This is a genomic window from Pseudomonas sp. URMO17WK12:I9 (genome assembly GCF_900230165.1).
Classification (GTDB): domain Bacteria; phylum Pseudomonadota; class Gammaproteobacteria; order Pseudomonadales; family Pseudomonadaceae; genus Aquipseudomonas; species Aquipseudomonas fulva.
The window spans coordinates 233,806-255,405 of record NZ_OCMQ01000002.1; the positions used below are offsets into that span (position 1 = coordinate 233,806).

General features: G+C 59.5%; 21 protein-coding genes. 15 read left to right on the forward strand and 6 right to left on the reverse strand.

Annotated elements, in window-relative coordinates:
* The first annotated feature begins 133 nt into the window (after nt 1-133).
* The 6 genes from CRP40_RS05710 to CRP40_RS05735 all read left to right on the forward strand — a co-directional run bounded on the left by CRP40_RS05710 (nt 134) and on the right by CRP40_RS05735 (nt 7,465).
* Nucleotides 134-1,489 (forward strand): pitrilysin family protein, encoded by a 1,356-nt coding sequence (locus tag CRP40_RS05710; RefSeq protein WP_027913488.1) that lies wholly within the window; start codon nt 134-136, stop codon nt 1,487-1,489.
* Nucleotides 1,482-2,972, forward strand: coding sequence for a pitrilysin family protein (locus tag CRP40_RS05715; RefSeq protein WP_027913487.1), 1,491 nt, complete (start codon nt 1,482-1,484; stop codon nt 2,970-2,972). Before CRP40_RS05710 ends, CRP40_RS05715 begins: the two co-directional genes overlap by 8 nt.
* On the forward strand, nt 2,972-3,574 hold the full coding sequence (gene rsmD / locus CRP40_RS05720) for a 16S rRNA (guanine(966)-N(2))-methyltransferase RsmD (RefSeq protein ID WP_027913486.1): 603 nt from the start codon (nt 2,972-2,974) through the stop codon (nt 3,572-3,574). The genes CRP40_RS05715 and rsmD overlap by 1 nt, the downstream gene beginning before the upstream one ends.
* 70 nt (nt 3,575-3,644) lie before the next feature.
* Nucleotides 3,645-4,988: a pitrilysin family protein gene (locus CRP40_RS05725; protein ID WP_050587289.1), complete on the forward strand. Its 1,344-nt coding sequence runs from the start codon at nt 3,645-3,647 to the stop codon at nt 4,986-4,988.
* Nucleotides 4,985-6,385 carry a pitrilysin family protein gene (locus CRP40_RS05730; RefSeq protein WP_027913484.1) on the forward strand — a complete coding sequence of 467 codons (1,401 nt, stop codon included), beginning with the start codon at nt 4,985-4,987 and terminating at the stop codon, nt 6,383-6,385. Before CRP40_RS05725 ends, CRP40_RS05730 begins: the two co-directional genes overlap by 4 nt.
* An 87-nt stretch (nt 6,386-6,472) precedes the next feature.
* Nucleotides 6,473-7,465, forward strand: coding sequence for a hydrolase (locus tag CRP40_RS05735; RefSeq protein WP_027913483.1), 993 nt, complete (start codon nt 6,473-6,475; stop codon nt 7,463-7,465).
* Between the two features lie 8 nt (nt 7,466-7,473).
* On the opposite strand, the gene CRP40_RS05740 is transcribed toward CRP40_RS05735, so the two are convergent.
* Nucleotides 7,474-8,331, reverse strand: a complete 858-nt coding sequence (locus tag CRP40_RS05740; RefSeq protein WP_027913482.1) for a sulfurtransferase — start codon at nt 8,329-8,331, stop codon at nt 7,474-7,476.
* A gap of 37 nt (nt 8,332-8,368) precedes the next feature.
* On the reverse strand, nt 8,369-9,034 hold the full coding sequence (locus CRP40_RS05745; protein ID WP_027913481.1) for a TetR/AcrR family transcriptional regulator: 666 nt from the start codon (nt 9,032-9,034) through the stop codon (nt 8,369-8,371).
* A 199-nt stretch (nt 9,035-9,233) separates the two neighbouring features.
* On the opposite strand from CRP40_RS05745, the gene coaD reads away from it, so the two are divergent.
* Together coaD and CRP40_RS05755 are read left to right on the forward strand one after the other, a co-directional pair.
* Nucleotides 9,234-9,713 (forward strand): pantetheine-phosphate adenylyltransferase, encoded by a 480-nt coding sequence (coaD, locus tag CRP40_RS05750; protein ID WP_023532462.1) that lies wholly within the window; start codon nt 9,234-9,236, stop codon nt 9,711-9,713.
* Between the two features lie 109 nt (nt 9,714-9,822).
* On the forward strand, nt 9,823-10,074 hold the full coding sequence (locus CRP40_RS05755; RefSeq protein WP_023532594.1) for a YfhL family 4Fe-4S dicluster ferredoxin: 252 nt from the start codon (nt 9,823-9,825) through the stop codon (nt 10,072-10,074).
* 68 nt (nt 10,075-10,142) lie between these two features.
* Here CRP40_RS05755 and mutM read toward each other — a convergent pair whose 3' ends face one another.
* Together mutM and CRP40_RS05765 are read right to left on the reverse strand one after the other, a co-directional pair.
* Entirely contained in the window at nt 10,143-10,955 is an 813-nt protein-coding gene (gene mutM / locus CRP40_RS05760) for a bifunctional DNA-formamidopyrimidine glycosylase/DNA-(apurinic or apyrimidinic site) lyase (RefSeq protein ID WP_027913480.1), read from the reverse strand.
* A 3-nt stretch (nt 10,956-10,958) separates the two neighbouring features.
* Nucleotides 10,959-11,777 (reverse strand): HDOD domain-containing protein, encoded by an 819-nt coding sequence (locus CRP40_RS05765; RefSeq protein ID WP_173645904.1) that lies wholly within the window; start codon nt 11,775-11,777, stop codon nt 10,959-10,961.
* 190 nt (nt 11,778-11,967) lie between these two features.
* Between CRP40_RS05765 and CRP40_RS05770 the strand changes: the two genes are divergently transcribed.
* From CRP40_RS05770 to CRP40_RS05790, 6 genes are all read left to right on the forward strand, one after another.
* The gene (locus CRP40_RS05770; RefSeq protein WP_027913479.1) at nt 11,968-12,504 is read left to right on the forward strand and encodes a type 1 glutamine amidotransferase domain-containing protein; all 537 of its coding nucleotides are present in this window, start codon (nt 11,968-11,970) and stop codon (nt 12,502-12,504) included.
* 66 nt (nt 12,505-12,570) lie between these two features.
* A complete protein-coding gene (locus CRP40_RS05775; protein WP_027913478.1) occupies nt 12,571-13,767 on the forward strand; it encodes a class I SAM-dependent rRNA methyltransferase in 1,197 nt (398 codons plus the stop codon).
* Nucleotides 13,768-13,876: 109 nt separating this feature from the next.
* Entirely contained in the window at nt 13,877-14,020 is a 144-nt protein-coding gene (locus CRP40_RS21905; protein WP_155952739.1) for a hypothetical protein, read from the forward strand.
* Between the two features lie 54 nt (nt 14,021-14,074).
* Nucleotides 14,075-15,154 carry a SagB/ThcOx family dehydrogenase gene (locus CRP40_RS05780; protein WP_027913477.1) on the forward strand — a complete coding sequence of 360 codons (1,080 nt, stop codon included), beginning with the start codon at nt 14,075-14,077 and terminating at the stop codon, nt 15,152-15,154.
* Complete coding sequence (locus tag CRP40_RS05785) at nt 15,144-16,085, forward strand: diiron oxygenase (protein ID WP_081728176.1); 942 nt, start codon at nt 15,144-15,146, stop codon at nt 16,083-16,085. The genes CRP40_RS05780 and CRP40_RS05785 overlap by 11 nt, the downstream gene beginning before the upstream one ends.
* Nucleotides 16,078-17,292: an MFS transporter gene (locus CRP40_RS05790; protein WP_027913476.1), complete on the forward strand. Its 1,215-nt coding sequence runs from the start codon at nt 16,078-16,080 to the stop codon at nt 17,290-17,292. The genes CRP40_RS05785 and CRP40_RS05790 overlap by 8 nt, the downstream gene beginning before the upstream one ends.
* Before the next feature lie 166 nt (nt 17,293-17,458).
* Here CRP40_RS05790 and CRP40_RS05795 read toward each other — a convergent pair whose 3' ends face one another.
* A complete protein-coding gene (locus CRP40_RS05795) occupies nt 17,459-18,115 on the reverse strand; it encodes a magnesium transporter (RefSeq protein ID WP_081728175.1) in 657 nt (218 codons plus the stop codon).
* 474 nt (nt 18,116-18,589) lie between these two features.
* Between CRP40_RS05795 and ilvD the strand changes: the two genes are divergently transcribed.
* A complete protein-coding gene (gene ilvD / locus CRP40_RS05800) occupies nt 18,590-20,431 on the forward strand; it encodes a dihydroxy-acid dehydratase (RefSeq protein WP_027913475.1) in 1,842 nt (613 codons plus the stop codon).
* Between the two features lie 95 nt (nt 20,432-20,526).
* On the opposite strand, the gene CRP40_RS05805 is transcribed toward ilvD, so the two are convergent.
* On the reverse strand, nt 20,527-21,582 hold the full coding sequence (locus CRP40_RS05805; protein ID WP_027913474.1) for a phosphorylcholine phosphatase: 1,056 nt from the start codon (nt 21,580-21,582) through the stop codon (nt 20,527-20,529).
* Between the last annotated feature and the right edge of the window lie 18 nt (nt 21,583-21,600).

A 21,600-nucleotide genomic window follows, 5' to 3' on the forward strand; every position in this document is an offset into this window, starting at 1 on the left:
CAACGTTTTGTCTTGATGTCCTGCAGGCCAGAACGGCGACAGGCATGGTCGCCAGGCAACCGGATCAGTATCCTAGCACCTCCTGGCCTGCCGACGCTAAACCCAGCGGGCCGCCGAACAGGTTAAACACCGTATGAATGCTCTAGCCCGCCGCGCCGCTGGCCTGTTGCTCGGCACGCTGTGCCTCCCGCTTGCGGCCTTCGCCGCCGATGTGCAACCCACTCACGAATTCATCCTGGATAACGGCCTCAAAGTGGTCGTGCGCGAAGACCATCGCGCCCCGGTGGTGGTCTCGCAGATCTGGTACAAGGTCGGCTCCAGCTACGAGACGCCTGGCCAGACCGGCCTTTCGCATGCGCTCGAGCACATGATGTTCAAGGGCAGTGCCAAGGTCGGCCCTGGCGAAGCCTCGCGCATCCTGCGGGATTTGGGCGCCGAAGAGAACGCGTTCACCAGCGACGACTACACCGCCTACTATCAGGTGCTGGCGCGCGATCGCTTGCCGGTCGCCTTCGAGCTGGAGGCCGATCGCCTGGCCAGCCTGCGTCTGCCGGCCGACGAGTTCAGCCGTGAAATCGAGGTCATCAAGGAAGAGCGCCGCCTGCGCACCGACGACCAGCCCAATGCCAAGGCGTTCGAGCTGTTTCGTGCCATGGCCTACCCGGCCAGCGGCTACCACACCCCAACCATCGGCTGGATGGCTGACCTGGAGCGCATGAAAGTCGAGGAGCTGCGCCACTGGTACACCTCGTGGTACGCACCCAACAACGCCACGCTCGTGGTGGTGGGCGATGTTACCGCCGACGAAGTCAAGGGCCTGGCCCAGAAGTACTTCGGCGCTATTCCTCGCCGGGACACACCTGCGGCCAAGCTGCCGCTGGAGCTGGCAGAGCCCGGCCAGCGACAGCTGACCCTGCACGTGCGCACCCAGCTGCCGAGCCTGATCTACGGCTTCAACGTACCTGGCCTGCCCACGGCCCAGGACCCTCGCACGGTGCATGCCTTGCGCCTGATCTCGGCCTTGCTTGATGGCGGCTACAGTGCACGCATGCCCGCACGACTGGAGCGCGGGCAGGAGCTGGTGGCCGGGGCCTCGTCCAGCTACAACGCCTTCACGCGCGGCGACAGCCTGTTCCTGATTTCAGCCACGCCCAACGTGCAGAAACAAAAAACCCTGGCAGACGTGGAAAAGGGCATCTGGCAACTGCTGGATGAACTCAAGACCACACCGCCGACGGCAGAAGAGCTCGAGCGCGTGCGCGCCCAGGTCATCGCCGGGCTGGTGTATGACCGCGACTCGATCAGCAGCCAGGCAACCACCATCGGCCAGCTGGAAACCGTCGGCCTGTCCTGGAAGTTGATCGACAGCGAGCTGGACGAACTCAAGCGCGTTACCCCTCAGGACATCCAGCAAGCTGCCCGTACCTATTTCACCCGCGAACGCCTGAGCGTTGCCCATGTACTGCCCGAGGAGTCCGCTCATGAGTGACCGTCGCTTGCATCGTCCCCACTGGCTGGCTACGGGTATCTGTACCTGGGCATTGACGGCTGCGCTGGCCGTACCGGCACTGGCCGAGGACGCTGCCAAGGCTGGCAATGCACAAGCCCGGCAGGCCAACACGCTACAGTCCCTGGCCGAGCTTGACGGCAAGGCGCCCACCACCCGCCAGCTGAACATCCAGCACTGGAATACGGCTGAAGGCGCGCGGGTGCTGTTCGTCGAGGCCCGCGAGCTCCCGATGTTCGACCTGCGCGTGACCTTCGCCGCCGGCAGCAGCCAGGACGGTGACACACCAGGCCTGGCGGCCCTGACCAACGCCATGCTCAACGAAGGCGTAAAGGGCAAGGATGTGACTGCCATCGCCCAAGGCTTCGAGGGCCTTGGGGCGGATTTCGGCAACGGCTCGTACCGCGACATGGCCGTCGCTTCGCTACGTAGCCTCAGTGCCAAGGACAAGCGCGAACCGGCCTTGAAGCTGTTTACCGAGGTCACAGGCAAGCCCACCTTCCCGGACGAGGCGCTCAAACGGCTCAAGAACCAGATGCTGGCCGGCTTCGAGTACGATAAGCAGAACCCCGGCAAGCTTGCAGGCAAGACGCTGTTCACCCACCTGTACGGCGAACACCCTTATGCGCATCCCAGCGATGGGACACCGCAAAGCATCACCGGCATTACCCTTGAGCAGTTGCGTGCGTTTCATGCCAAGGCTTACACACCGGGCAATGCCGTCATTGCACTGGTGGGCGACCTGAACCGCAGCGAAGCCGAGGCAATTGCCGCGCAGGTTTCAGCCGGCCTGCCCAAAGGCCCGGCCTTGCCTGCCCCAGCCCAGCCGACAGCGCCCAAGGCAGGCTTCACCCACATCGAGTTTCCGTCCCAACAGACACACCTGATGCTCGCAGAGCTGGGTATCGATCGCCAGGACAAGGATTGGCCAGCCTTGTCACTGGGCAATCAGATCCTCGGTGGCGGCGCGTTCGGCACGCGGCTGATGAGTGAGGTGCGTGAAAAGCGCGGTCTGACCTACGGTGTCTATTCGGCCTTCAGCCCGATGCAAGTGCGCGGCCCGTTCATGATCAACCTGCAAACCCGCGCCGAACTCAGCGAAGGGACATTGAAGCTGGTTCAGGGTATTCTGGCCGACTATCTGCGCAGCGGCCCTACCCAGCAGGAACTGGACGATGCCAAGCGCGAGCTGGCTGGAAGCTTCCCGCTTTCCAATGCGAGCAATGCCAGCATCGTCGGGCAACTGGGCGCCATCGGCTTCTACAACCTGCCATTGAGCTGGCTGGAAGACTTCATGCAGCAGTCCCAGGCCCTGACCGTCGAACAGGTCAAGGACGCCATGAACAAGCATTTGTCCGCCGACAAGCTGGTCATCGTCACAGTCGGTCCGAAGGTGCCGCAGAAGCCACTGCCAGCCCCTACTGACAAACCCTCCGGGCAACCGCTCGGGGTACCGGAGCACTAATGCCAAGATCCAACCCTCCCGCCCGCCAGCAACCGGGCCAGAGCAAGGGCCAGGGCCACCTGCGCATCATCGCGGGCCAATGGCGCAGCCGTCGTCTGGCCGTGCCCGATGGTGAGGGCTTGCGCCCTACACCTGACCGGGTACGCGAGACGGTTTTCAACTGGCTGGCCCCCTATATTGAGGGCGCGCACGTGCTCGACGCCTTCACCGGCAGCGGGGCGTTGGTACTGGAGGCCCTGTCTCGCGGGGCCGAGGATGCCGTGGCACTGGACAGCAATTCTGCCGCCATCGCCAACCTCAAGCACAACCTCGAGATCCTGCGCTGTCCACGGGGGCAGATCCTTCAGACCGATGCCTTGCGCTATCTGCAAGGCCCTGCCAAAAAGCAATTCGACCTGGTATTCCTGGACCCACCTTTTCATCAGCAGTTGCTGGCAGACACCTGCAACCTGCTCGAACAGAACCAGTGGCTGAGCGAGCAAGCGTGGGTATATACCGAGAGCGAAGCGGCTCCGTCGACCTTGCAGCTACCTGCCAACTGGCGACTGCACCGGGAGAAGAAAACCGGACAGGTGCATTACGCACTTTGGCAACGGGGCTAACTATTTAGCGCAGCTGGCGCCCCACGTTGACTGATGCTGCTCGGGTCTCTAGCCATCCGAGCACCTCAGCATGACCGTATCGCTCTCCGCGCCTTCACTGGCCGATGATGTCTCGGCGGCGCTTGCCTCTCTTGCAGGCGCCAGCCCCTCCCCTGTGCAGCATTTCACGCTTGAAAACGGCCTGTCCGTCTACCTGAGACAGCAGAGCCGAAATGCCCTCGCCGCCGTCCAGCTCTGGTACAACGTCGGTACCCGTCACGAGCCAGCAGGGCAGACTAACCTCTCGCACTTGCTTGAACACGTCATCTTCGAAGGCAGCCGCAAGCTTGAGCCTGGGCAGTACGCGAAAGTCGTTGCCCGCCTTGCGGGACAGGCCAATGCCAGTACTCTCCTCGATGCCACCTCTTTCGACATGTTGTTGCCTGCATCGCGCCTGCCCGTTGCGCTCGAACTGTTGGCAGATGCCATGGACACGGCCACATTCGGGTTGCCCGAGTTGGCACGAGGCGCCAAGGCGATCGCTGACGAACGACGCCTGAAAGTAGACGCCCAGCCCATCCAGCAAGCCTACGACCGTCACTTGGCCCTGGCTCACGGCAGCAGCCCGTATGCGACCCCAAGCTTCGGTTCGGCGATAGATCTACAGAACATCGACCTGCCAACGCTGCGGCAGTGGTACACCACCCGCTACCGGCCTAACAACGCCACGCTCGTCGTGGTGGGCAACGTGGAACTGGAAACGTTGAAACAGCAGGTCGAAACGTACTTCGCGCACCTGGAGCGCGGTCAGCTGCCAGACTCGCCTTTTCCCCGCTCAGACGCTCCAATGGCGGAACGCAGCCAGGCCGTTAGCTTGCCCGGCCTTAGCCATGGCCTGCTGATGTCCTTCAACGTCCCCAGTTGTGCCACAGCCAACGATGCACTCACGAGCAAAACCCTCGAGCTGATCTGTGAAGTGCTGGCCGAGGGCTCCAGCGCTTGGCTGTATGCCGAACTTGTCAGGGGACGGGGCCTGCTGACAGGCGTTGCCGCAACCTATGACCCCCTTGTACGTGGCGACACCGTAATCACCTTCTCAGCCTACGTGAACACACTGAATGCGACCCTCGAACAAGCTACTGAAGCGACTTATGAGCAGATAGCACGCTTGCAAACCGAAGCCTTGTCGGCTGAACAGTTGCAGCAGATAAAGCTGCGACTGCTCGCCCGCCAGCTTTTCTCTCTCGACAGCGCAACGGCCCAAGCTTCGCAAATCGGCGCCATGGCCGCGACAGGGCAACCAGCAAGCCTGATCGACGGACATGCGCGCCTGATATCGATCATCGACAGTGCTCAGGTGCAGCAGGTAGCGCGCACTTATCTGGGGCGTGAGCGGCTGACCACCACCTCTCTTCTACCAGGAGCGCAAGCATGAACGACGATCAGATACGCCAACCAGCACCTGTGCTGTGCCAAGGGCCTGCCATCGATACGGCGCGGCAAGCGATGGCAAGGCTGAGCTCGACCCAGCGTGTCGAACTCGACCAGCCTCCTGCACTCCTGGCCACGGCTGAGCGGTGGGAGACGGCGCAAGGCACGAAGGTCAGTTTCATGGCTACGCATGATCGCCCCATGATTGATCTGGTGCTGCGATTCCGGGCAGGTAGCGCACTTGATGGCGATCACCCAGGGCTGGCCGCGCTGACGCTCTACAGCCTTGATCAGGGCACGGCAACCCTGAGCGCGGCGCAATTTGCCGAGCAAATGGCTGCAAGGGGCGCCATCGTGGGACGCTCGTTGAGCGAAGAAAAAGCCACGATCACGCTAAGGTGCCTGAGCACACCCGGTTTGCTGCGAGCAGTTTCGCAAACGCTGGCGCAGATGCTGGCTCGCCCTGCGTTTCGCCCAGAGGACGTTACGAAGATACGTGATCGAATAGCGCTCTACCAAGGCCGGCAAAAACTCAATCCGCTGGCACGCCTGATCAATACAACCACCGGTCATGTTTTCAGCGGCCATCCGTACGCGTCGCACGCCGATGCTGGGATCATCGGCCCCTTGACCACTGACCAAGTGCGGGCTTTTCATGCAAAGGCCTACTCGGCCAATAACCTCGACATAGGGCTGGTCGGCGACCTTAGCCGGGACGACGCAGAGCAACTGGTCAATGACCTGACACGTGATTTGCCGCAGCAGTGGGCAGCGCAGCCGCCGTCCATGCTGGCTGAGCAGTCGCCGCTGTCACACCATATCACGCACCCTGGCAGTGCAACTCAGGCAATGCTGACAGTGGCCGTTCCTGTGCTACCCAGCGACCCGGTCTATGCTGCACTGGAGTTGCTGACCGAGATTCTGGGCGGCAACCACGAAGCGCGCTTGCCTCAGGAACTGCGCCATTTGCGAGGGCTGACCTACACGGTCACCACCAAACTCAGGCACTTGGATGCTGGAACACTGCTGCACATACACTGGGACGTCGCCCCCCAACACCGGGAAGCTTCACATGCACTGGTCGCAGGGATGCTGGACTGCCTGCACACACGTGGGCCAACTCAGGTCGAGTGCGACATGGCCGTCAATCAGATCGCTGCCCGGCTGCACCGCCAACTGGCCGACAGCGCACATCTGGCAGCGACATTGGCCACGCACAGCCATCAGGGCTTGCCCGCCGATTACCTGACCACCCATCTGGACAGGCTTGCTTCATTGACCCCTGCATACCTTCGTGAAGTGGCGCAGGTGTGGTGGCGAAAGGCACCTCAGGTATTCGTCACCCTCGGCCCCGACGCTGAGCAGTCCCCCTTGCCTGCGCCGGAGCCAGCCCAGCGATAGGCGAGCACGGGGTAAGGCGAGTCAGTGAAGGCTGATACAAGCGCTGTTTCATGGCACTCTAGCCGGGCACATCACGAGTTGCCCAGCATGCCAAGTTCCAGCGCCCTGTTTCATCCTGCCAAAGGCCTTTCCAACCCTCACCTGCAAACATTGTGGGGACCGCTGTGGCGCAAGACGCCGACGCTGCAACGCGAGCGCGAACGCATCTGGCTGGCGGACGGGGACTTCATCGACCTTGACTGGCATGGCCCGCACCAGCCCCATGCGCCGCTGGTGCTGGTGCTTCACGGGTTGACGGGGTCATCGGGCTCACCCTATGTCAAAGGCTTGCAACAGGCGCTGGACGCACTGGGCTGGGCGAGCGTCGCGGCGAACTGGCGGGGCTGCTCTGGGGAACCGAACCTGCTGCCCCGCAGCTACCATTCCGGCGCCAGTGAGGACCTGGCTGAGATCGTCAGTCACCTGTGTGCCAAAAGGCCGCTGGCGCCCCTGTACGCGGTGGGCTACTCCCTGGGAGGCAATGTCCTGCTCAAATACCTGGGCGAACAGGGTGACAACAGCCGGTTGCAGGCGGCAGTCGCCGTTTCCGTGCCTTTTCGCCTGGATCAGTGTGCCGATCGTATCGGCCTGGGGTTTTCGAAGGTGTACCAGGCGCATTTCATGCGCGAGATGCTGGCCTATGTGCAGGTCAAGCAGCGCCTGTTCAAAGACCATGGTCACCCAGAACGGCTGGCAATCCTGGAGCAGCTCGGTCCACTGCATGGCTTGCGCACGTTCTGGGATTTCGATGCCAAGGTCACTGCACCGCTGAACGGTTTTCAGGATGTGCACGACTATTATCGCCGCGCTTCAAGTGGCTTCTACCTGAGCCATAACCGTACCCGGACCCTGATCATCCAGGCCAGCGACGACCCCTTCGTCTCGCCTCTGAGCGTGCCGACGGCAGATGAGCTGGCCCCAGGGACCGAGCTTGAGCTGCACGCTCAGGGTGGCCATGTCGGGTTCGTCGACGGCAGCCTGCGAAAACCGGGCTATTACCTGGAGCGCCGAATTCCGCAATGGTTACGCGAAGGCCTGTAGTGGAGGGCCTACTGGTCGCCCGTTGCCACTGCATGCTTAGGGCGGGTGATCCACTCACTCCATGAGCCTGCATACAGTTTGCCGAGCGGGTAACCGGCCAATGCCAGCGCGAACAGGTTATGACACGCCGTTACCCCTGAACCGCAGTACGCAACCAGATGCTCAGGCGCGCGTCCCTGCAGCTGCTGCTCGAAACGTTGCCGGAGTTGCTCGGGCGGAAGAAACCGGCCGTCGCTGCCAAGGTTCTCGGTGAAGGCGGCGCAGCGTGCGCCAGGGATGTGTCCTGCCACTGGGTCGATGGGTTCCATGTCGCCACGAAAACGTGGCAATGCGCGCGCATCCAGCAGGGTCAGGTCTGAGCTGCCCAGGCGCTGAACCAGGCTTTCGGCATCGATCAGCATGGCCTCATCGGGCTGGCCGCTGAAGTTGCCTTCGCGCCGGGCCGGGGGATCCAGGCTCAATGGCAGGTGCGCGGCGTGCCAGGCGGTCAGGCCGCCGTCCAGGATTGCAACGCCACTGCGTTTGCCCAGCCAGGCCAGCAGCCACCAGCCTCGCGCCGCATAGGCACCGGTACCGTCGTCGTACAGCACCACGTCGCTCTCGTTATCTACGCCCCATTCGCGCAGGCGCGCTACCAGCTTTTCTGGATCAGGCAGCGGGTGTCGCCCTGTCACACCCTTGCTGACCGGGCCGCTGAAGTCTCGCTCAAGGTCGGCAAAGTGCGCCCCTTCGATGTGACCCAAGGCGTAACTGCGCTGACCGTAATCCACATCCTCAAGGGCGAAACGACAGTCGAGAATGACAAGGCCGGGTGAATCCAGCCGCTCGGCCGACTGCTGCGGGGTGATCAACTGCGCAAGTGACATGACAATCTCCTGATCGATGTAATCCCGGGCCCGGGCGCTAGTGCTCAAGCGCCTGAATGAACGGTACGTGAAACTCGCTGCACAAGGCCTGCACGGCATTGCGCGCAGGCTCGGTGACGAACCCCAGCTCAAGGGCCAGCACCTGATAGACGCCCCGCTTGAACGCTTCTTCACCCAGGTGCGTTGCATGCTCCCGGGTCGTGCTGAGAAAGCGCACCCACGAGGTGAGCACGATCCAGGCATTGATGGTCAGCGACTCCTGCTGCGCGGGGTTCATCGCCAGAATACCCGCCTCGACGAAGCCGCGGTAAATGGCCTTGCCCTGACGCATGCAGCGTGCGGAGAAGCGCCGATAACGGGCTGCCAGCTCAGCATCGCTGCCCAGCAGATGCTCTAGGTCCCGGTGCAGGAAACGGTAGTTCCACATGGCAGCCAGCAGCGCCTGCAAGTAGAACCGCTTGTCCTGCACCGCCAGCGGGCGCCCCTGCGGCGGACGCAGAAAACTGTCTACGTGCGTTTCGTACTGGCTGAACAAAACCGCGATGATCGCCTGCTTGTTGGGGAAGTGGTAATAGAGATTGCCTGGCGAGATGCCCAGGTGCGCCGCGATATGGTTGGTGCTGACGCTGCGTTCGCCCGACTGATTGAACAGCTCAAGGCTGCTCTGAACGATTCTCTCGCGGGTCTTGATGGGCCGGGCCATGTCCAGCATCCTGTCTACGGAGCAGTGAAAACCGCCATGGTACGAGGTATTGCCAAGGCGTTGCACCGTATCAAAGCGCCGTGCTCTCGCACCATTGGCTGGCCCAAAGTATAGTGCCTTGGCCGGCCGCATGACTTGGCCGGGCGCAGTCGCTGCGCTACCATCCGACTCCCCAACGCACTCCAGCCAGGATGACGCGATGAACCGAGTGTTGTACCCGGGTACTTTCGACCCCATTACCAAAGGCCATGGCGATCTGGTCGAGCGCGCCTCGCGGCTGTTCGACACCGTGATCATTGCAGTGGCCGCCAGCCCCAAGAAAAACCCTTTGTTCCCGCTGGAACAACGCGTGGAGCTGGCCCGTGAGGTCACCAGGCACCTGCCCAATGTCGAAGTCATCGGCTTTTCCTCGTTGCTGGCGCATTTTGCCAAGGAGCAAGGTGCCAATGTGTTCCTTCGGGGTTTGCGTGCAGTGTCGGACTTCGAATACGAGTTCCAGCTGGCGAACATGAACCGTCAACTGGCACCCGACGTCGAGAGCCTGTTTCTCACGCCGTCGGAGCGGTACTCGTTCATCTCGTCGACCCTGGTCCGCGAAATAGCCGCACTGGGGGGCGATATCAGCAAATTCGTGCACCCGGCCGTGGCCGATGCGCTGACTGAACGCTTCAAGAAGTAAAGCCGCTGTTCCAGATCGTCGCGCCTGCGTGCACTGCAGGCGCGAATGCGGCACAATTGTGCCCATTGCGTTGAACATGCCCGGGCGCTGAGCCCCGGCCGGAGCCCCCATGTCCCTGATCATCACCGACGATTGCATCAACTGCGACGTCTGCGAACCCGAGTGCCCCAACGAGGCCATCTCCCAAGGCGAAGAGATCTACGTGATCGACCCCAACCTGTGCACCCAGTGCGTGGGTCATTACGACGAGCCGCAGTGCCAGCAGGTCTGCCCGGTCGACTGCATCCCACTGGATGAGGCGCACCCGGAAAGCGAAGAGCAACTGATGGCCAAGTACCTCAAGATCACTGGCAAGGCCTGACGCTGCCGGCCGTCGGCATCCTCGCGCATCGGCCTCTCCATGGCGATCATCCCGAAGCGCGCACGGCCTCAGCGTTGGCAGCGCGGGCAGAACACACTGGCGCGTTGCCCAAGCTTCACATCCCGCAACTCGGTGCCACACACCTTGCAGGGCAAGCCGCCGCGCCCGTAGGCGAACAGTGTCTGCTGGAAGTACCCTGGCTGGCCATCACCGCCGATGAAATCGCGCAGCGTGGTGCCGCCCAGTTCGATGGCGGCCGCCAGCACGCGTTTGATCTCGATGGCCAGCTTCAGGTATCGCGCCCGCGAGATGCCACCGGCCGCTCGGCGCGGATCGATGCCGGCAGCGAACAGTGCTTCGGTCGCATAGATGTTGCCCACCCCAACGACCACGGCGTTGTCCATGATGAAGGGCTTGACCGCCATCGAACGGCCTCGGGACAGCTGGAACAATCGCTCACCGTCAAACAGCTCGGTCAGCGGTTCGGGGCCGAGCCGCAGCAGCAATTGATGGTTGAGCGGGTCCTGGCTCCAGAGCATGGCGCCAAAGCGGCGCGGGTCGGTATAGCGCAGCATCAGACCGGATTCGAGCTCGATGTCCACGTGCTCATGCTTGCCAGCCGGCAAGCCCGCCTCCACCAGCCGTAGATTGCCCGACATGCCCAAGTGGCTGATCAGGGTGCCCACTTCGGCATTGATCAGCAGGTACTTGGCCCGGCGTTCGACCGTGACGATGCGCTGCCCGGAGAGCCGCACGTCCAGGTCTTCCGGGATCGGCCAGCGCAAGCGGCGGTCACGCACGACCACGCGGCTGACGCGCTGACCTTCGACGTGCGGTGCAATACCGCGCCGGGTGGTCTCTACCTCGGGTAACTCAGGCATGTATCAGTGCCCACCTAGTTCTCGGATGTTCTGTTTGAGGTTGTCGAAGTCGTATTCCGACAAGCCTATGTAATCGAGCACCAGCGGCCCCACTACGTTCCATTCCTGATCCACCGACTGGTTGCCCAATACCCGGTAGGAGGCACAGATATGCTCGGCCATCTTGAGCACCGCCAACAGGTTTTTCATCTGGCTCTGGTTGTTGCGGGCGCTGTCATCGCGAAACACCGCCAGCGCGTTGTGGTGGTTGGCGATGGCCCCGGTCAGGTGTTCGGGCAAGCGCCAGGACTTGGCCGTGAAATAGCCGACGACGGCATGATTGGTGTTGAAGGCGCGGTTCTCCGTGTCCACGACGCGGGTCTGCTCGTCGGTTTTTGCATAGGCTTCTTCGAGCACATCCATGTACGTGGGGAAGCGCTTTAGCATCAGCGGAACGCCGCAGTCGTGGAACAAGCCGAGGGTATAGGCTTCGTCGGCAGGCTGAATACCCGTGCGCTTGGCCAGCGTCAGGCAGGTCATCGCCACATCCTGCGCGGTATCCCAGAACCGGTTGAGCGTGACGATGGTTTCATCGCTCATTTCGCCCTTGATCGACTGCGCGTTGATCAAGTTGATGATCGAACGACTACCCAGCAAGTTCACCGCACGCTGGATCGAGCCTATCTTGTTGGACAGGCCAAAGTGCGCCGAGTTGACCAGCTTGAGCAAGGCGCCCGACAACCCAGGGTCCTGTGCGATCAGTTTGGCGATGGTTTCCAGGTCCGGATCAGGCATGTACTGCTCGAACTGCAAATCGACCATGATCTGCGGCTGCGGCGGGATGGTGATGCCTTGCAAGGCTTGCTGGATCTGTTCGGCGGTGAGTTCTTGGGACATGCGTGCACACTCGTATGGGACTGCCAATTCTACCGCGATGCACCCCACAGAACTAACCGCTGGATCAGTGAACTTGAACTTTCACAAGCGCGGACGGGCCTGTTTATCATATTCATCGAGTAAAGGAGCAAGGCCCATGGGTACTGAATTGAACGGCAAGCGCGTGGCCATCCTGGTGACTGATGGCTTCGAACAGGTGGAATTGACAGGCCCGCGTGACGCCCTGCAGCAGGCAGGTGCGCAGGTGCACGTGCTGAGCGAAAAGCAAGGCACGGTGCGCGGCTGGAACCACGACGAGCCCGCGGACGAGTTCAAGGTCGACGGCACCTTCGACAGCGCCAGCGAGCTTTATGATGCCGTGGTCCTGCCAGGCGGCGTACAGAACTCGGACACCATTCGCCTGGTTGAAGGCGCCCAGAAAATCGTCAAAAGCCATGACGCAGCCGGCAAACCGATTGCCGTGATCTGCCACGGCGGCTGGCTGCTGATTTCGAGCGGCTTGACCCAGGGCAAGCGCATGACCAGCTTCAAGACCCTGAAGGATGACCTGCGCAACGCTGGCGCCGAGTGGGTCGACGAAGAAGTGGTGGTTGACGGGAACCTGATCAGCAGCCGGCAGCCCGATGACATCCCTGCCTTCAACAAGGCACTGATCCAGGCCCTGTCGTCCTGACCGCTGGCGCTCAGCAATAAGGCTGGGTAGGGGTTATACTCCCGCTCTTTTTTCCGGAGCGACGTCATGTCCCTGCCCAGTCTTCGCCTTAAAGCTAATGCCGACCGCCGCCTGCGCGCAGGCCACCTGTGGGTCTACAGCAACGAAGTGGACGTTGCCGCCACCCCGCTTCAAGGCTTGCAGGCCGGTCAGCAGGCCGTGCTCGAAGCCGCCAACGGCAAACCACTGGGCATCGTTGCCCTGAGCCCCAATAACCTGATCTGCGCCCGTCTGCTGTCACGCGACGTTAAACTGCCGCTGGACAAATCGCTGCTGGTGCACCGCCTGAACGTGGCCTTGTCCCTGCGCGAGCGCCTGTTCGACAAGCCGTGCTACCGACTTGTCTATGGCGATTCCGATTGGCTGCCGGGGCTGGTCGTCGATCGCTTCTTCGACATTCTGGTGGTGCAACTGGCATCGGCAACCATGGAAGCGCACAAGGATGAGGTCATCGCGGCGCTGGTCCAGGTGCTCAAGCCAAGCGGCATCCTGTTCAAGAACGATTCGGCAGCCCGCGATGCCGAAGGCCTGCAGCGCTATGTGGAAACCGTCTACGGTGAAGTCCCGGATTGGGTACCGCTGGAAGAAAACGGTGTCCGTTTCGAAGCCCCGGTCCGTGAAGGCCAGAAAACCGGCTGGTTCTATGACCACCGCATGAACCGTGCACGCCTGGCCCCCTATGTTCAGGGCAAGCGCGTACTCGACCTGTTCAGCTACATCGGCGGTTGGGGCGTGCAGGCAGGTGCCTTCGGCGCCAGCGAAGTGTTCTGCGTCGATGCCTCGGGCTTTGCCTTGGATGGCGTTGAACGCAACGCCCAGCTCAACGGTATCGGTGACAAGCTGACCTGCATCGAGGGCGACGTCTTCGAAGCCTTGCGCGAACTCAAGGCAGCCGAGGAACGCTTCGACGTGATCATTGCCGACCCGCCCGCCTTCATCAAGCGCAAGAAAGACCTGAAGAACGGCGAGGCTGCCTACCGCAGGCTCAACGAGCAGGCCATGCGCATGCTGAACAAGGACGGCATTCTGGTCAGTGCTTCCTGCTCGATGCACCTCCCCGAAGACGACCTGCACAACATCCTGCTGACCAGTGCCCGTCACCTGGACCGCAACATGCAGTTGCTCGAGCGCGGTGGTCAGGGCCCTGACCATCCGGTGCACCCGGCGATTGGTGAAACCCGCTACATCAAGAGCATTACCTGCCGGTTGCTGCCTAACAGTTGACACTATGAACCTCTAAAAAAACCGGCGAAAGCCGGTTTTTTTTGGTGGACTGTTTCAAATGTATAATCCTAAGTAACTTTTCCCACAGCCACATCGGAAGTTTCTCAGCATGAACAAGATTGCACATATTGACCTACCTGCCAGGCTCGAAAGTGTCGCAATCCCGCGACAAACAGGAGAAAAAATAATGAAAGAAGTTCAACTGGAATCCAAAAAGGCTGAAAACCTCAATCACATTGTAGCGCCAAAATAATGGGAGGGGCCATGGCGCAGTCTATTACTGCGCCCTGGCTTAAGGAGAGAAAATATGAAAATCAGCCCGTATTTTTTTATTTTTCCTCATGATTCCAATCTGGTGCTTTGGAATTTCAAGAATCACAAGCAGTACATTGTGAATCAAGCATTTCTCAGACGAATTCATGCACTCACCTTAGATATTTCACGATACGACCCCACTCACGCCTTGGACACAAAACTTCATGAGCTCGGTGTCATCATCGAAAGCTTCGAGAAACCTGATCCTTGGGGCTGGGACATGCTGTCGTGGATCTTCCACATCGGTACAAAAGACATCCCTTGCACTGACATTCCAAAAGACAGTAGCGCTTGGGCCAAAGCATACATAGCTCATTGTAATGATGCGTTATCCAGGCCACTGCCCTCCCCGAATCAGCAAAAGCAGGCTCAGCACTGCATTAAGCTAAATCCTCCAGTAGGAGGCGAGCTTGACCTATATCGAAAGCGACAAACCTGCCGCGCCTTTAACGATAGTCCAGTCAAGATTGACATCGTCAGTATGGCCTTATTTTATTGCTTGGGCTTCCTCAAAGAACGCGATTGCCTTGCAGAATCAATGATACCTGAGCCTTTTCGGAAAAGGCGCTGTTGCCCCTCAGGCGGTGGCCTCAACGCTACGGAAGGTTATCTATATGCGCAAAACGTAGAAGGCCTCGAAAGCGGGCTCTACTACTATGACCCTGAGCACCATCGGTTGGATCTTCGCAGTAAAGGGACCTATGAACTAGGCCCCCTTTTAGGCGGCCAGCATTTCGCAGACGAACTTGCATTCGGGTTGTTCCTAACCTCTCGACTCGATAAGTTGTGGTGGAAATACACGCATTCCCGCGCGTACCGCATGGCCTTAATTGAAATCGGGCACGTCTCACAGATGTTTCTAAATGTCTGCACCCAAGCTGAATTGGGCACTTGGCTAACCGGGGCATTAACAGACTCGAAAATCGAAGAATTACTAGGCATCGACAGAACTACCGAGGAAGTCTTCTTCTTTGTCGGCGCGGGTCACGGCACAGGAAGAATACAGCCGGTTGTTTTAGAAGAATTCCTAGCAAACGGCCAGACCACAGCGAGTGACAACAATGAAACGTAACGTCACAAAACCTCATCTTTCTAGATCATTCGAAAATTGGCACTGTCAGAGCAGCGTTAGAGCATCCCCATATAATTATGTGCTTTCGCCTGAGGCGTTGGAAAACCTTGAATGTAGAAACTGGTTCCCCCCGTCGCTGTTGCCTTTCTTGCAAAATCGACATATACGCAATAGATCTAACATAAAAGTCAGATTACAAGCGTGCTACCTCGTGCATTTTCTTGATTACACCAACGTTCTTGAGCACACGGTCGTGAATGCGGCCATCGAAACTATAGCTCATAACAAGCTAAGCGTAAGCTTTGATTCCGACATCAAAGTCATGGCGCACATGATCTATACGGACGAGGGGTATCACGCTTTATTTTCGGCATTAATCGCTGACCAAATTGCTCACCACTTTGATGCACCGCGACTACCCTCAACAAGGCTGGAAGAACTAAACTCATTCCTTAAAGAGACGCACACTGCTTATAGGTCACTCCTTAAATTTGTAATTGGTTTCGTTTCAGAAACCGTCATTGCTAACGAACTACGCAATTTGAGCAAGCACCATCTCGTGGCCACAGTAGAGCGGATGTTCAAAGATCATCTACGCGATGAAGCAAAGCATGCTCTTTATTTTTCGTATTGCTTTACATGGCTCTGGCCCAAACTCGAAGAGCGGGAGAAAGATTTCGTGGTTCGCGCACTGGCAAGGGTGATACAGATTTTTTGCTCATTTGATGAACGATGGCTTATTGGCAACCTCCTGCAATGTGGCCTGCCACTCAGTTCACATCCCTGTATCGTCCGGGATTGTCAACACTGGTCGATCAATCGCTTAATACTGGCTGGATCAGAAACAGTCATCGCCATAAGGAAGGCGGGAATATTAGACATCCCTAAATACAGAGATGCATTAGAAAAAGCAGGCCTTACACATGGGTGAAACTGAAAAAAACGCCATTCAACATTCACCCATAGCGTTAACAGGTTTTTTGTTGCTGATCACTATGCTAGGGGTCTTTCCGATTGATGTCATCTTACCTTCGTTCCAACCGATAGCTAAACATCTAGATACGGGTCCTAACAATATCGCGCTATCAGTGGGTTATTTTGTACTGGCCATGGCCTTCTCGCAACTGGTCATCGGCCCACTGTCAGATAAACTTGGAAGGAAACGACTTCTAATTTGGGGACTGTGGGTGGCATCGATCGGTGCTTTAGGATGCCTACTGACCGAACGATACGCGCTGTTCGTCGCCTTCAGAGTAATCCAGGCTTTAGGGTGCGGCTGCTTTGTTCTCACACAACCGCTTGTACAAGATTTTTTTGATAATACGCGGAGAAACGCTGCCAGGATCGTCCAAATTACCGCAAGCGGATTGTTTATCTCCGTGTCACCGTTGATTGGCAGTTGGCTGCAAAGTCATTTTAGCTGGCAAAGCAGCTTTGTAGTATTTATCGCCTTGACGGGAATGACGTTATTTGCCGCCCAATCGCTACTTGAAAAAGACAGTACTGAATCGTCACACAGCCCCTCTATCGTGCAATCTTACGCTAAACTGATGCTGGATAAACTGTTTATTCGCTACTCCATTCTCGCCGCACTGGGCTTCGCCTGCCACTTCTCCTTCATTGTGGCCTCACCGTTATTGTTTATAAAAATCCTGCATTTCACGCCTTATCAGTTCTCAGTGGCATTCATATTTTATGGCATGGCTTATGTTATAGGGGGTGTGGCCGCAACGCTCATCAACCGTCGTGCAAGTTCGTTAGCACAGCTCTTTTTAGGTGTAGGCCTAATTGCTGTAGCTGGCGCCTTCATCTTCGTATGGCATTGGATTAAACAACCATCAGCCCTGTCCCTGCTGCTTCCGATGGTGCTCAGCACAGCCGGCACATGCCTGTGTCGCTGCGCCGCGACTACCTGCGCTTTGGAGTGCCGACCGAACGAAGCGGGCGCATCCTCCGCCTTACTGAGCGCGCTGGTTTTCGCCGTAGGCGCAATCGCCAGCGGCTTCGTAAGTCTCTTGCACGAAAACTTGCCTGTCGGGCTGGGTGCTGTTTTTCTACTTGTCGCTCTCACTTCTCTGTGCCTGATAGGCATGATCCGTAGATTAAGCGATGGAAGCGGGGCTCAGACCTCTTCATGAGCACGCTTAAAGGTAGCGCCTGGAAACTTTATTCCAAATGACAAGTAAGCGTGTTTTGCTTCAAGGCCCACGGCTACGCTTTAAATGGCGTGCCGCTCAACGCAACGCTGAACAGCGTTGGCGGTAAGCTGAGCGGCATCAAGCACGACCTAGTCGGTTGCCTTGTTCAAAGCCCAAGCACCTGGGTCGCGATCCCGAAGTACACCAATACGCCTGCTGCGTCGGCAATCGAGGTGATCAGCGGCCCGCTGGCCGTGGCAGGGTCCAGCTTGAGCCGGCTCAGCAGAAACGGCAGGCTCATGCCGATCAGGCTGCCGACCAGCACGATCACCACCATGCTGCTGGCCACGATCAAGGCGATCTGCGGGCCGCCCCGCAGCAGCCCAAGCGATGCCACGGCCACCGCCATGGTGCAGCCCAGCAGCAGCGCGACGCCAAATTCACGGCCCAGCATTCTTCCCCAGTCGCTCAGCGTGACCTCGCCTGTGGCCAGACCTCTGACCATGAGAGTAGCCGACTGCGAGCCGGCATTGCCGCCGCTGTCCACCAGCAGTGGCAGAAAGAATACCAGCGCGATGTGCGCGGCAATCGTTTCTTCGAAGGCCGCGATGCCGGCCCCTGAGAACAGGTTGCCGAACACCAGCAGCACCAGCCACAGCACACGCTTGCGGTACAGCAACCCGAGGGTCGCATGCCGCAGGTCACCGATGGTGTTGGTGAGGGAGGCGCCTTTGTGAAAGCTTTCGGTGGTTTGCCGCCGTTGCGTATCGAGCGCAGCGTCTACGGCACAAACAGCGGTGTTTTTATCGATAGGGTTTTGCATGAAGTTCTCCAGGCGCCGACCAGGCGCCTGCAGGCTTCAGCCTCGCAGACTCAAGCCCTAGGCAGCCCTGGCGGCGCCGCGCTCAGTGCCAGATTGCAGTTCATGGTGAACCGGTAACTGGGAAGGTCCATTGAGGGTCATCTCGTCAAGCCGCACATGCGGCGGCCGAATGATAATGGCAAGTCAGGTGCAGGTCAGCCTCACACGGATCGTTTCAGACGGTTCCTACAACTTCGGGTTTTGCCCAAAAACGCCACCTGGGCACATCGTCATGCCTTCCCGGCGCCAGCGGTGTAGAATCGGGCTATTCATCGCCAGTCATCCCCCGGCGGGTTTATGAGCTCTGGCCAAGCACGCGGCGATCCCGCGCGGTCTTCGGCCCCATCCGTGCCAGTGGCAACCGGCCTGCGGTACAGAGGACAAGAGAAGCTCACTCCCCTTTCTGTGACCTGATTAAGCCGCCAGGAGTGTTTCATGCCTGATTATCGTTCCAAGACTTCCACCCACGGCCGCAACATGGCAGGTGCACGCGCCCTGTGGCGTGCCACCGGCATGAAGGACGAAGACTTCAAGAAGCCGATCATCGCCATCGCCAACTCCTTCACCCAGTTCGTGCCGGGCCATGTGCACCTCAAGGACCTGGGCCAGTTGGTCGCTCGCGAGATCGAGCGCGCCGGTGGCGTGGCCAAGGAATTCAACACCATCGCGGTCGATGACGGCATCGCCATGGGCCACGACGGCATGCTGTACTCGCTGCCCAGCCGTGAAATCATCGCCGACGCGGTGGAGTACATGGTCAACGCGCACTGTGCCGATGCCATCGTCTGCATCTCCAACTGCGACAAGATCACCCCCGGCATGCTGATGGCCGCCTTGCGCCTGAACATTCCGGTGATCTTCGTCTCCGGCGGCCCGATGGAAGCTGGCAAGACCAAGCTGGCCAGCCATGGCCTGGACCTGGTCGATGCCATGGTCATCGCCGCCGACAGCACGGCCTCCGACGAAAAGGTCGCCGAATACGAGCGTAGCGCCTGTCCTACCTGCGGCTCGTGCTCGGGCATGTTCACCGCCAACTCGATGAACTGCCTGACCGAGGCGTTGGGCCTGGCCCTGCCGGGCAACGGCTCCACCCTGGCTACCCATTCGGACCGCGAGCAATTGTTCCTGACCGCCGGCCGCACCATCGTCGAGCTGTGCAAGCGTTACTACGGCGAGAACGACGCATCGGTCCTGCCGCGCAGCATCGCCAACTTCAAGGCGTTCGAGAACGCCATGATGCTGGACATCGCCATGGGTGGCTCGACCAATACCATCCTGCACCTGCTGGCGGCGGCGCAGGAAGGCGAAGTGGCGTTCGACCTGCGCGACATCGATCGCCTGTCGCGCAAGGTGCCGCAACTGTGCAAGGTGGCGCCCAACATCCAGAAGTACCACATGGAGGACGTGCACCGCGCTGGCGGTATCTTCAGCATCCTGGGTTCGCTGGCCCGTGGCGGCCTGCTGCACACCGACCTGCCTACCGTGCACAGCCGCAGCATGGAAGAAGCCATCGCCAAGTGGGACATCACCCAGACCGACGACGAAGCAGTCCACACCTTCTTCAAGGCGGGCCCGGCCGGCATCCCGACCCAGACCGCGTTCAGCCAGTCGACGCGTTGGGAAACCCTGGATGACGACCGCGAGAACGGCTGCATCCGCAGCTTCGAGCACGCGTATTCACAAGAGGGTGGCCTGGCCGTGCTGTACGGCAACATCGCCCTGGACGGCTGCGTGGTGAAAACCGCCGGTGTCGACGAATCGATCCACGTGTTCGAAGGCACGGCCAAGATCTTCGAAAGCCAGGATAGCGCCGTGCGTGGCATCCTCGCCGACGAAGTAAAAGCCGGCGACATCGTGATCATCCGCTACGAAGGCCCGAAAGGTGGCCCGGGCATGCAGGAAATGCTCTATCCCACGTCGTACCTCAAGTCCAAGGGCCTGGGCAAAGCGTGCGCCCTGCTCACCGACGGCCGCTTCTCGGGGGGCACCTCGGGCCTGTCCATTGGCCATGCCTCGCCGGAAGCCGCCGCAGGCGGCGCCATCGGCCTGGTACGCGACGGCGACAAGGTCCTGATCGATATACCCAACCGCTCGATCAACCTGCTGGTCAGCGATGACGAGCTGGCCGAGCGCCGCGCCGAGCAGGACAAGAAGGGCTGGAAACCGGCTGAAGTACGCCCGCGCAAGGTGACGACAGCTTTGAAGGCCTACGCCCTGCTGGCGACCAGTGCCGACAAAGGTGCCGTGCGCAACAAGGCGATGCTCGAAGGGCTGTGATACTCGTCCAGCTGTACAAGAACCGGCGCCTTGAGCGCCGGTTTTTTTTGCCGAAACGGCGATGGGGCTTATACAGCATGGAACCACGGCCTGCATCATTGAATCTGTTCAGGCGTCACGATCACCCAGTTCTTGTCTGCCGTCACCGGCAACCCTTCCTTGGCCTGGGCAGCTGCCTGGCTGGCGATCATCCCCTCGAGCTGCTCCATGTACTTGGGCTTGCGGTTTATCCACAGGTGGATACCGCCCTTGCCGACATCCACGCCATGAAACTGCATGTAGCCATCACTGGTCGGGGTATCGCCGCCCACCAGCACGGGCTTTTTCCATTCATCAATGTAGGTCAGGATCGCCGCTTGCTTGCCCGCCATCCACGTGGCTGGTGTCCACAGGTAAGGGGTCAGTTCAAGCCCTTCGTTAGCCTTGGCATCGTAGTGCCCAGCGCTGATCTGCTTGCGTGCCGTTGTCAATTGTCCCGTGGCGCGATCCTTGAGCAACAGGCTGACTCCAATCACGTTCTGCGGTTTCACGTTGTAGCCGTACTTGGGGTCGGAGGCGACCATGCGCACCAGCTCTTCGGAAGCGGCTGATACCACGTAGACCTCGATGCCGTTCTCCATCAACTTGTTGTACAGCTCGGCCTGGCCCTTGAAGACCTTGGGCGGCTGCACTTCGATGGCCTTGACCTGACCCCCTTCGTAATAGGTGCTGGACACAGGCTTGCCAGACGCCATGAGTTCATCCACCTGTACTTTCAGTTCCTTGAGGGTGAAGCCGGAAAACACTTGCGCCACCCAGGGGTAGCAGACCATGTCGTCGATCTCGCACAGTCGGTAGTAGTAGCTGAACAGGCTCTCCTTGTGCTCGGCGCTGTCCTTGAAGGGGATGAGTTTCAGCGAAGGGTCCAGCTTGTCGCGGCTCAGCAGCCCTTTGTTCTCCATGAAGGGCAGCAAGGCCTCTTCCAGGTCATAGCGATAGCTGGTGTTGTCCATGTCGAACACCGCGTAGTTACCTTTGTGGGCATTGGCGGTGATCATGCGGTCGAGCTGTTTGGCGGCTTCAGCTGGCCAATGATCAAGCTCGGTAGCGAAGGTTTTCAGGCTCAACAGCAGGGATAGGCCAATGGCAGCGGTTTTGAGCGCAACGTTCATGTACGAATCTCCTGAGAC

Coding starts and splice junctions, on each gene's coding strand:
- CRP40_RS05780 (WP_027913477.1), top strand. CDS start 14,075: ATGAAAATCAGCCCGTATTTTTTTATTTTTCCTCATGATTCCAATCTG.
- CRP40_RS05725 (WP_050587289.1), top strand. CDS start 3,645: ATGACCGTATCGCTCTCCGCGCCTTCACTGGCCGATGATGTCTCGGCG.
- mutM (WP_027913480.1), bottom strand. CDS start 10,955: ATGCCTGAGTTACCCGAGGTAGAGACCACCCGGCGCGGTATTGCACCG.
- CRP40_RS21905 (WP_155952739.1), top strand. CDS start 13,877: ATGAACAAGATTGCACATATTGACCTACCTGCCAGGCTCGAAAGTGTC.
- CRP40_RS05715 (WP_027913487.1), top strand. CDS start 1,482: ATGAGTGACCGTCGCTTGCATCGTCCCCACTGGCTGGCTACGGGTATC.
- coaD (WP_023532462.1), top strand. CDS start 9,234: ATGAACCGAGTGTTGTACCCGGGTACTTTCGACCCCATTACCAAAGGC.
- CRP40_RS05775 (WP_027913478.1), top strand. CDS start 12,571: ATGTCCCTGCCCAGTCTTCGCCTTAAAGCTAATGCCGACCGCCGCCTG.
- CRP40_RS05710 (WP_027913488.1), top strand. CDS start 134: ATGAATGCTCTAGCCCGCCGCGCCGCTGGCCTGTTGCTCGGCACGCTG.
- CRP40_RS05755 (WP_023532594.1), top strand. CDS start 9,823: ATGTCCCTGATCATCACCGACGATTGCATCAACTGCGACGTCTGCGAA.
- CRP40_RS05785 (WP_081728176.1), top strand. CDS start 15,144: ATGAAACGTAACGTCACAAAACCTCATCTTTCTAGATCATTCGAAAAT.
- CRP40_RS05740 (WP_027913482.1), bottom strand. CDS start 8,331: ATGTCACTTGCGCAGTTGATCACCCCGCAGCAGTCGGCCGAGCGGCTG.
- CRP40_RS05795 (WP_081728175.1), bottom strand. CDS start 18,115: ATGCAAAACCCTATCGATAAAAACACCGCTGTTTGTGCCGTAGACGCT.
- rsmD (WP_027913486.1), top strand. CDS start 2,972: ATGCCAAGATCCAACCCTCCCGCCCGCCAGCAACCGGGCCAGAGCAAG.
- CRP40_RS05805 (WP_027913474.1), bottom strand. CDS start 21,582: ATGAACGTTGCGCTCAAAACCGCTGCCATTGGCCTATCCCTGCTGTTG.
- CRP40_RS05790 (WP_027913476.1), top strand. CDS start 16,078: ATGGGTGAAACTGAAAAAAACGCCATTCAACATTCACCCATAGCGTTA.
- CRP40_RS05770 (WP_027913479.1), top strand. CDS start 11,968: ATGGGTACTGAATTGAACGGCAAGCGCGTGGCCATCCTGGTGACTGAT.
- ilvD (WP_027913475.1), top strand. CDS start 18,590: ATGCCTGATTATCGTTCCAAGACTTCCACCCACGGCCGCAACATGGCA.
- CRP40_RS05730 (WP_027913484.1), top strand. CDS start 4,985: ATGAACGACGATCAGATACGCCAACCAGCACCTGTGCTGTGCCAAGGG.
- CRP40_RS05735 (WP_027913483.1), top strand. CDS start 6,473: ATGCCAAGTTCCAGCGCCCTGTTTCATCCTGCCAAAGGCCTTTCCAAC.
- CRP40_RS05745 (WP_027913481.1), bottom strand. CDS start 9,034: ATGGCCCGGCCCATCAAGACCCGCGAGAGAATCGTTCAGAGCAGCCTT.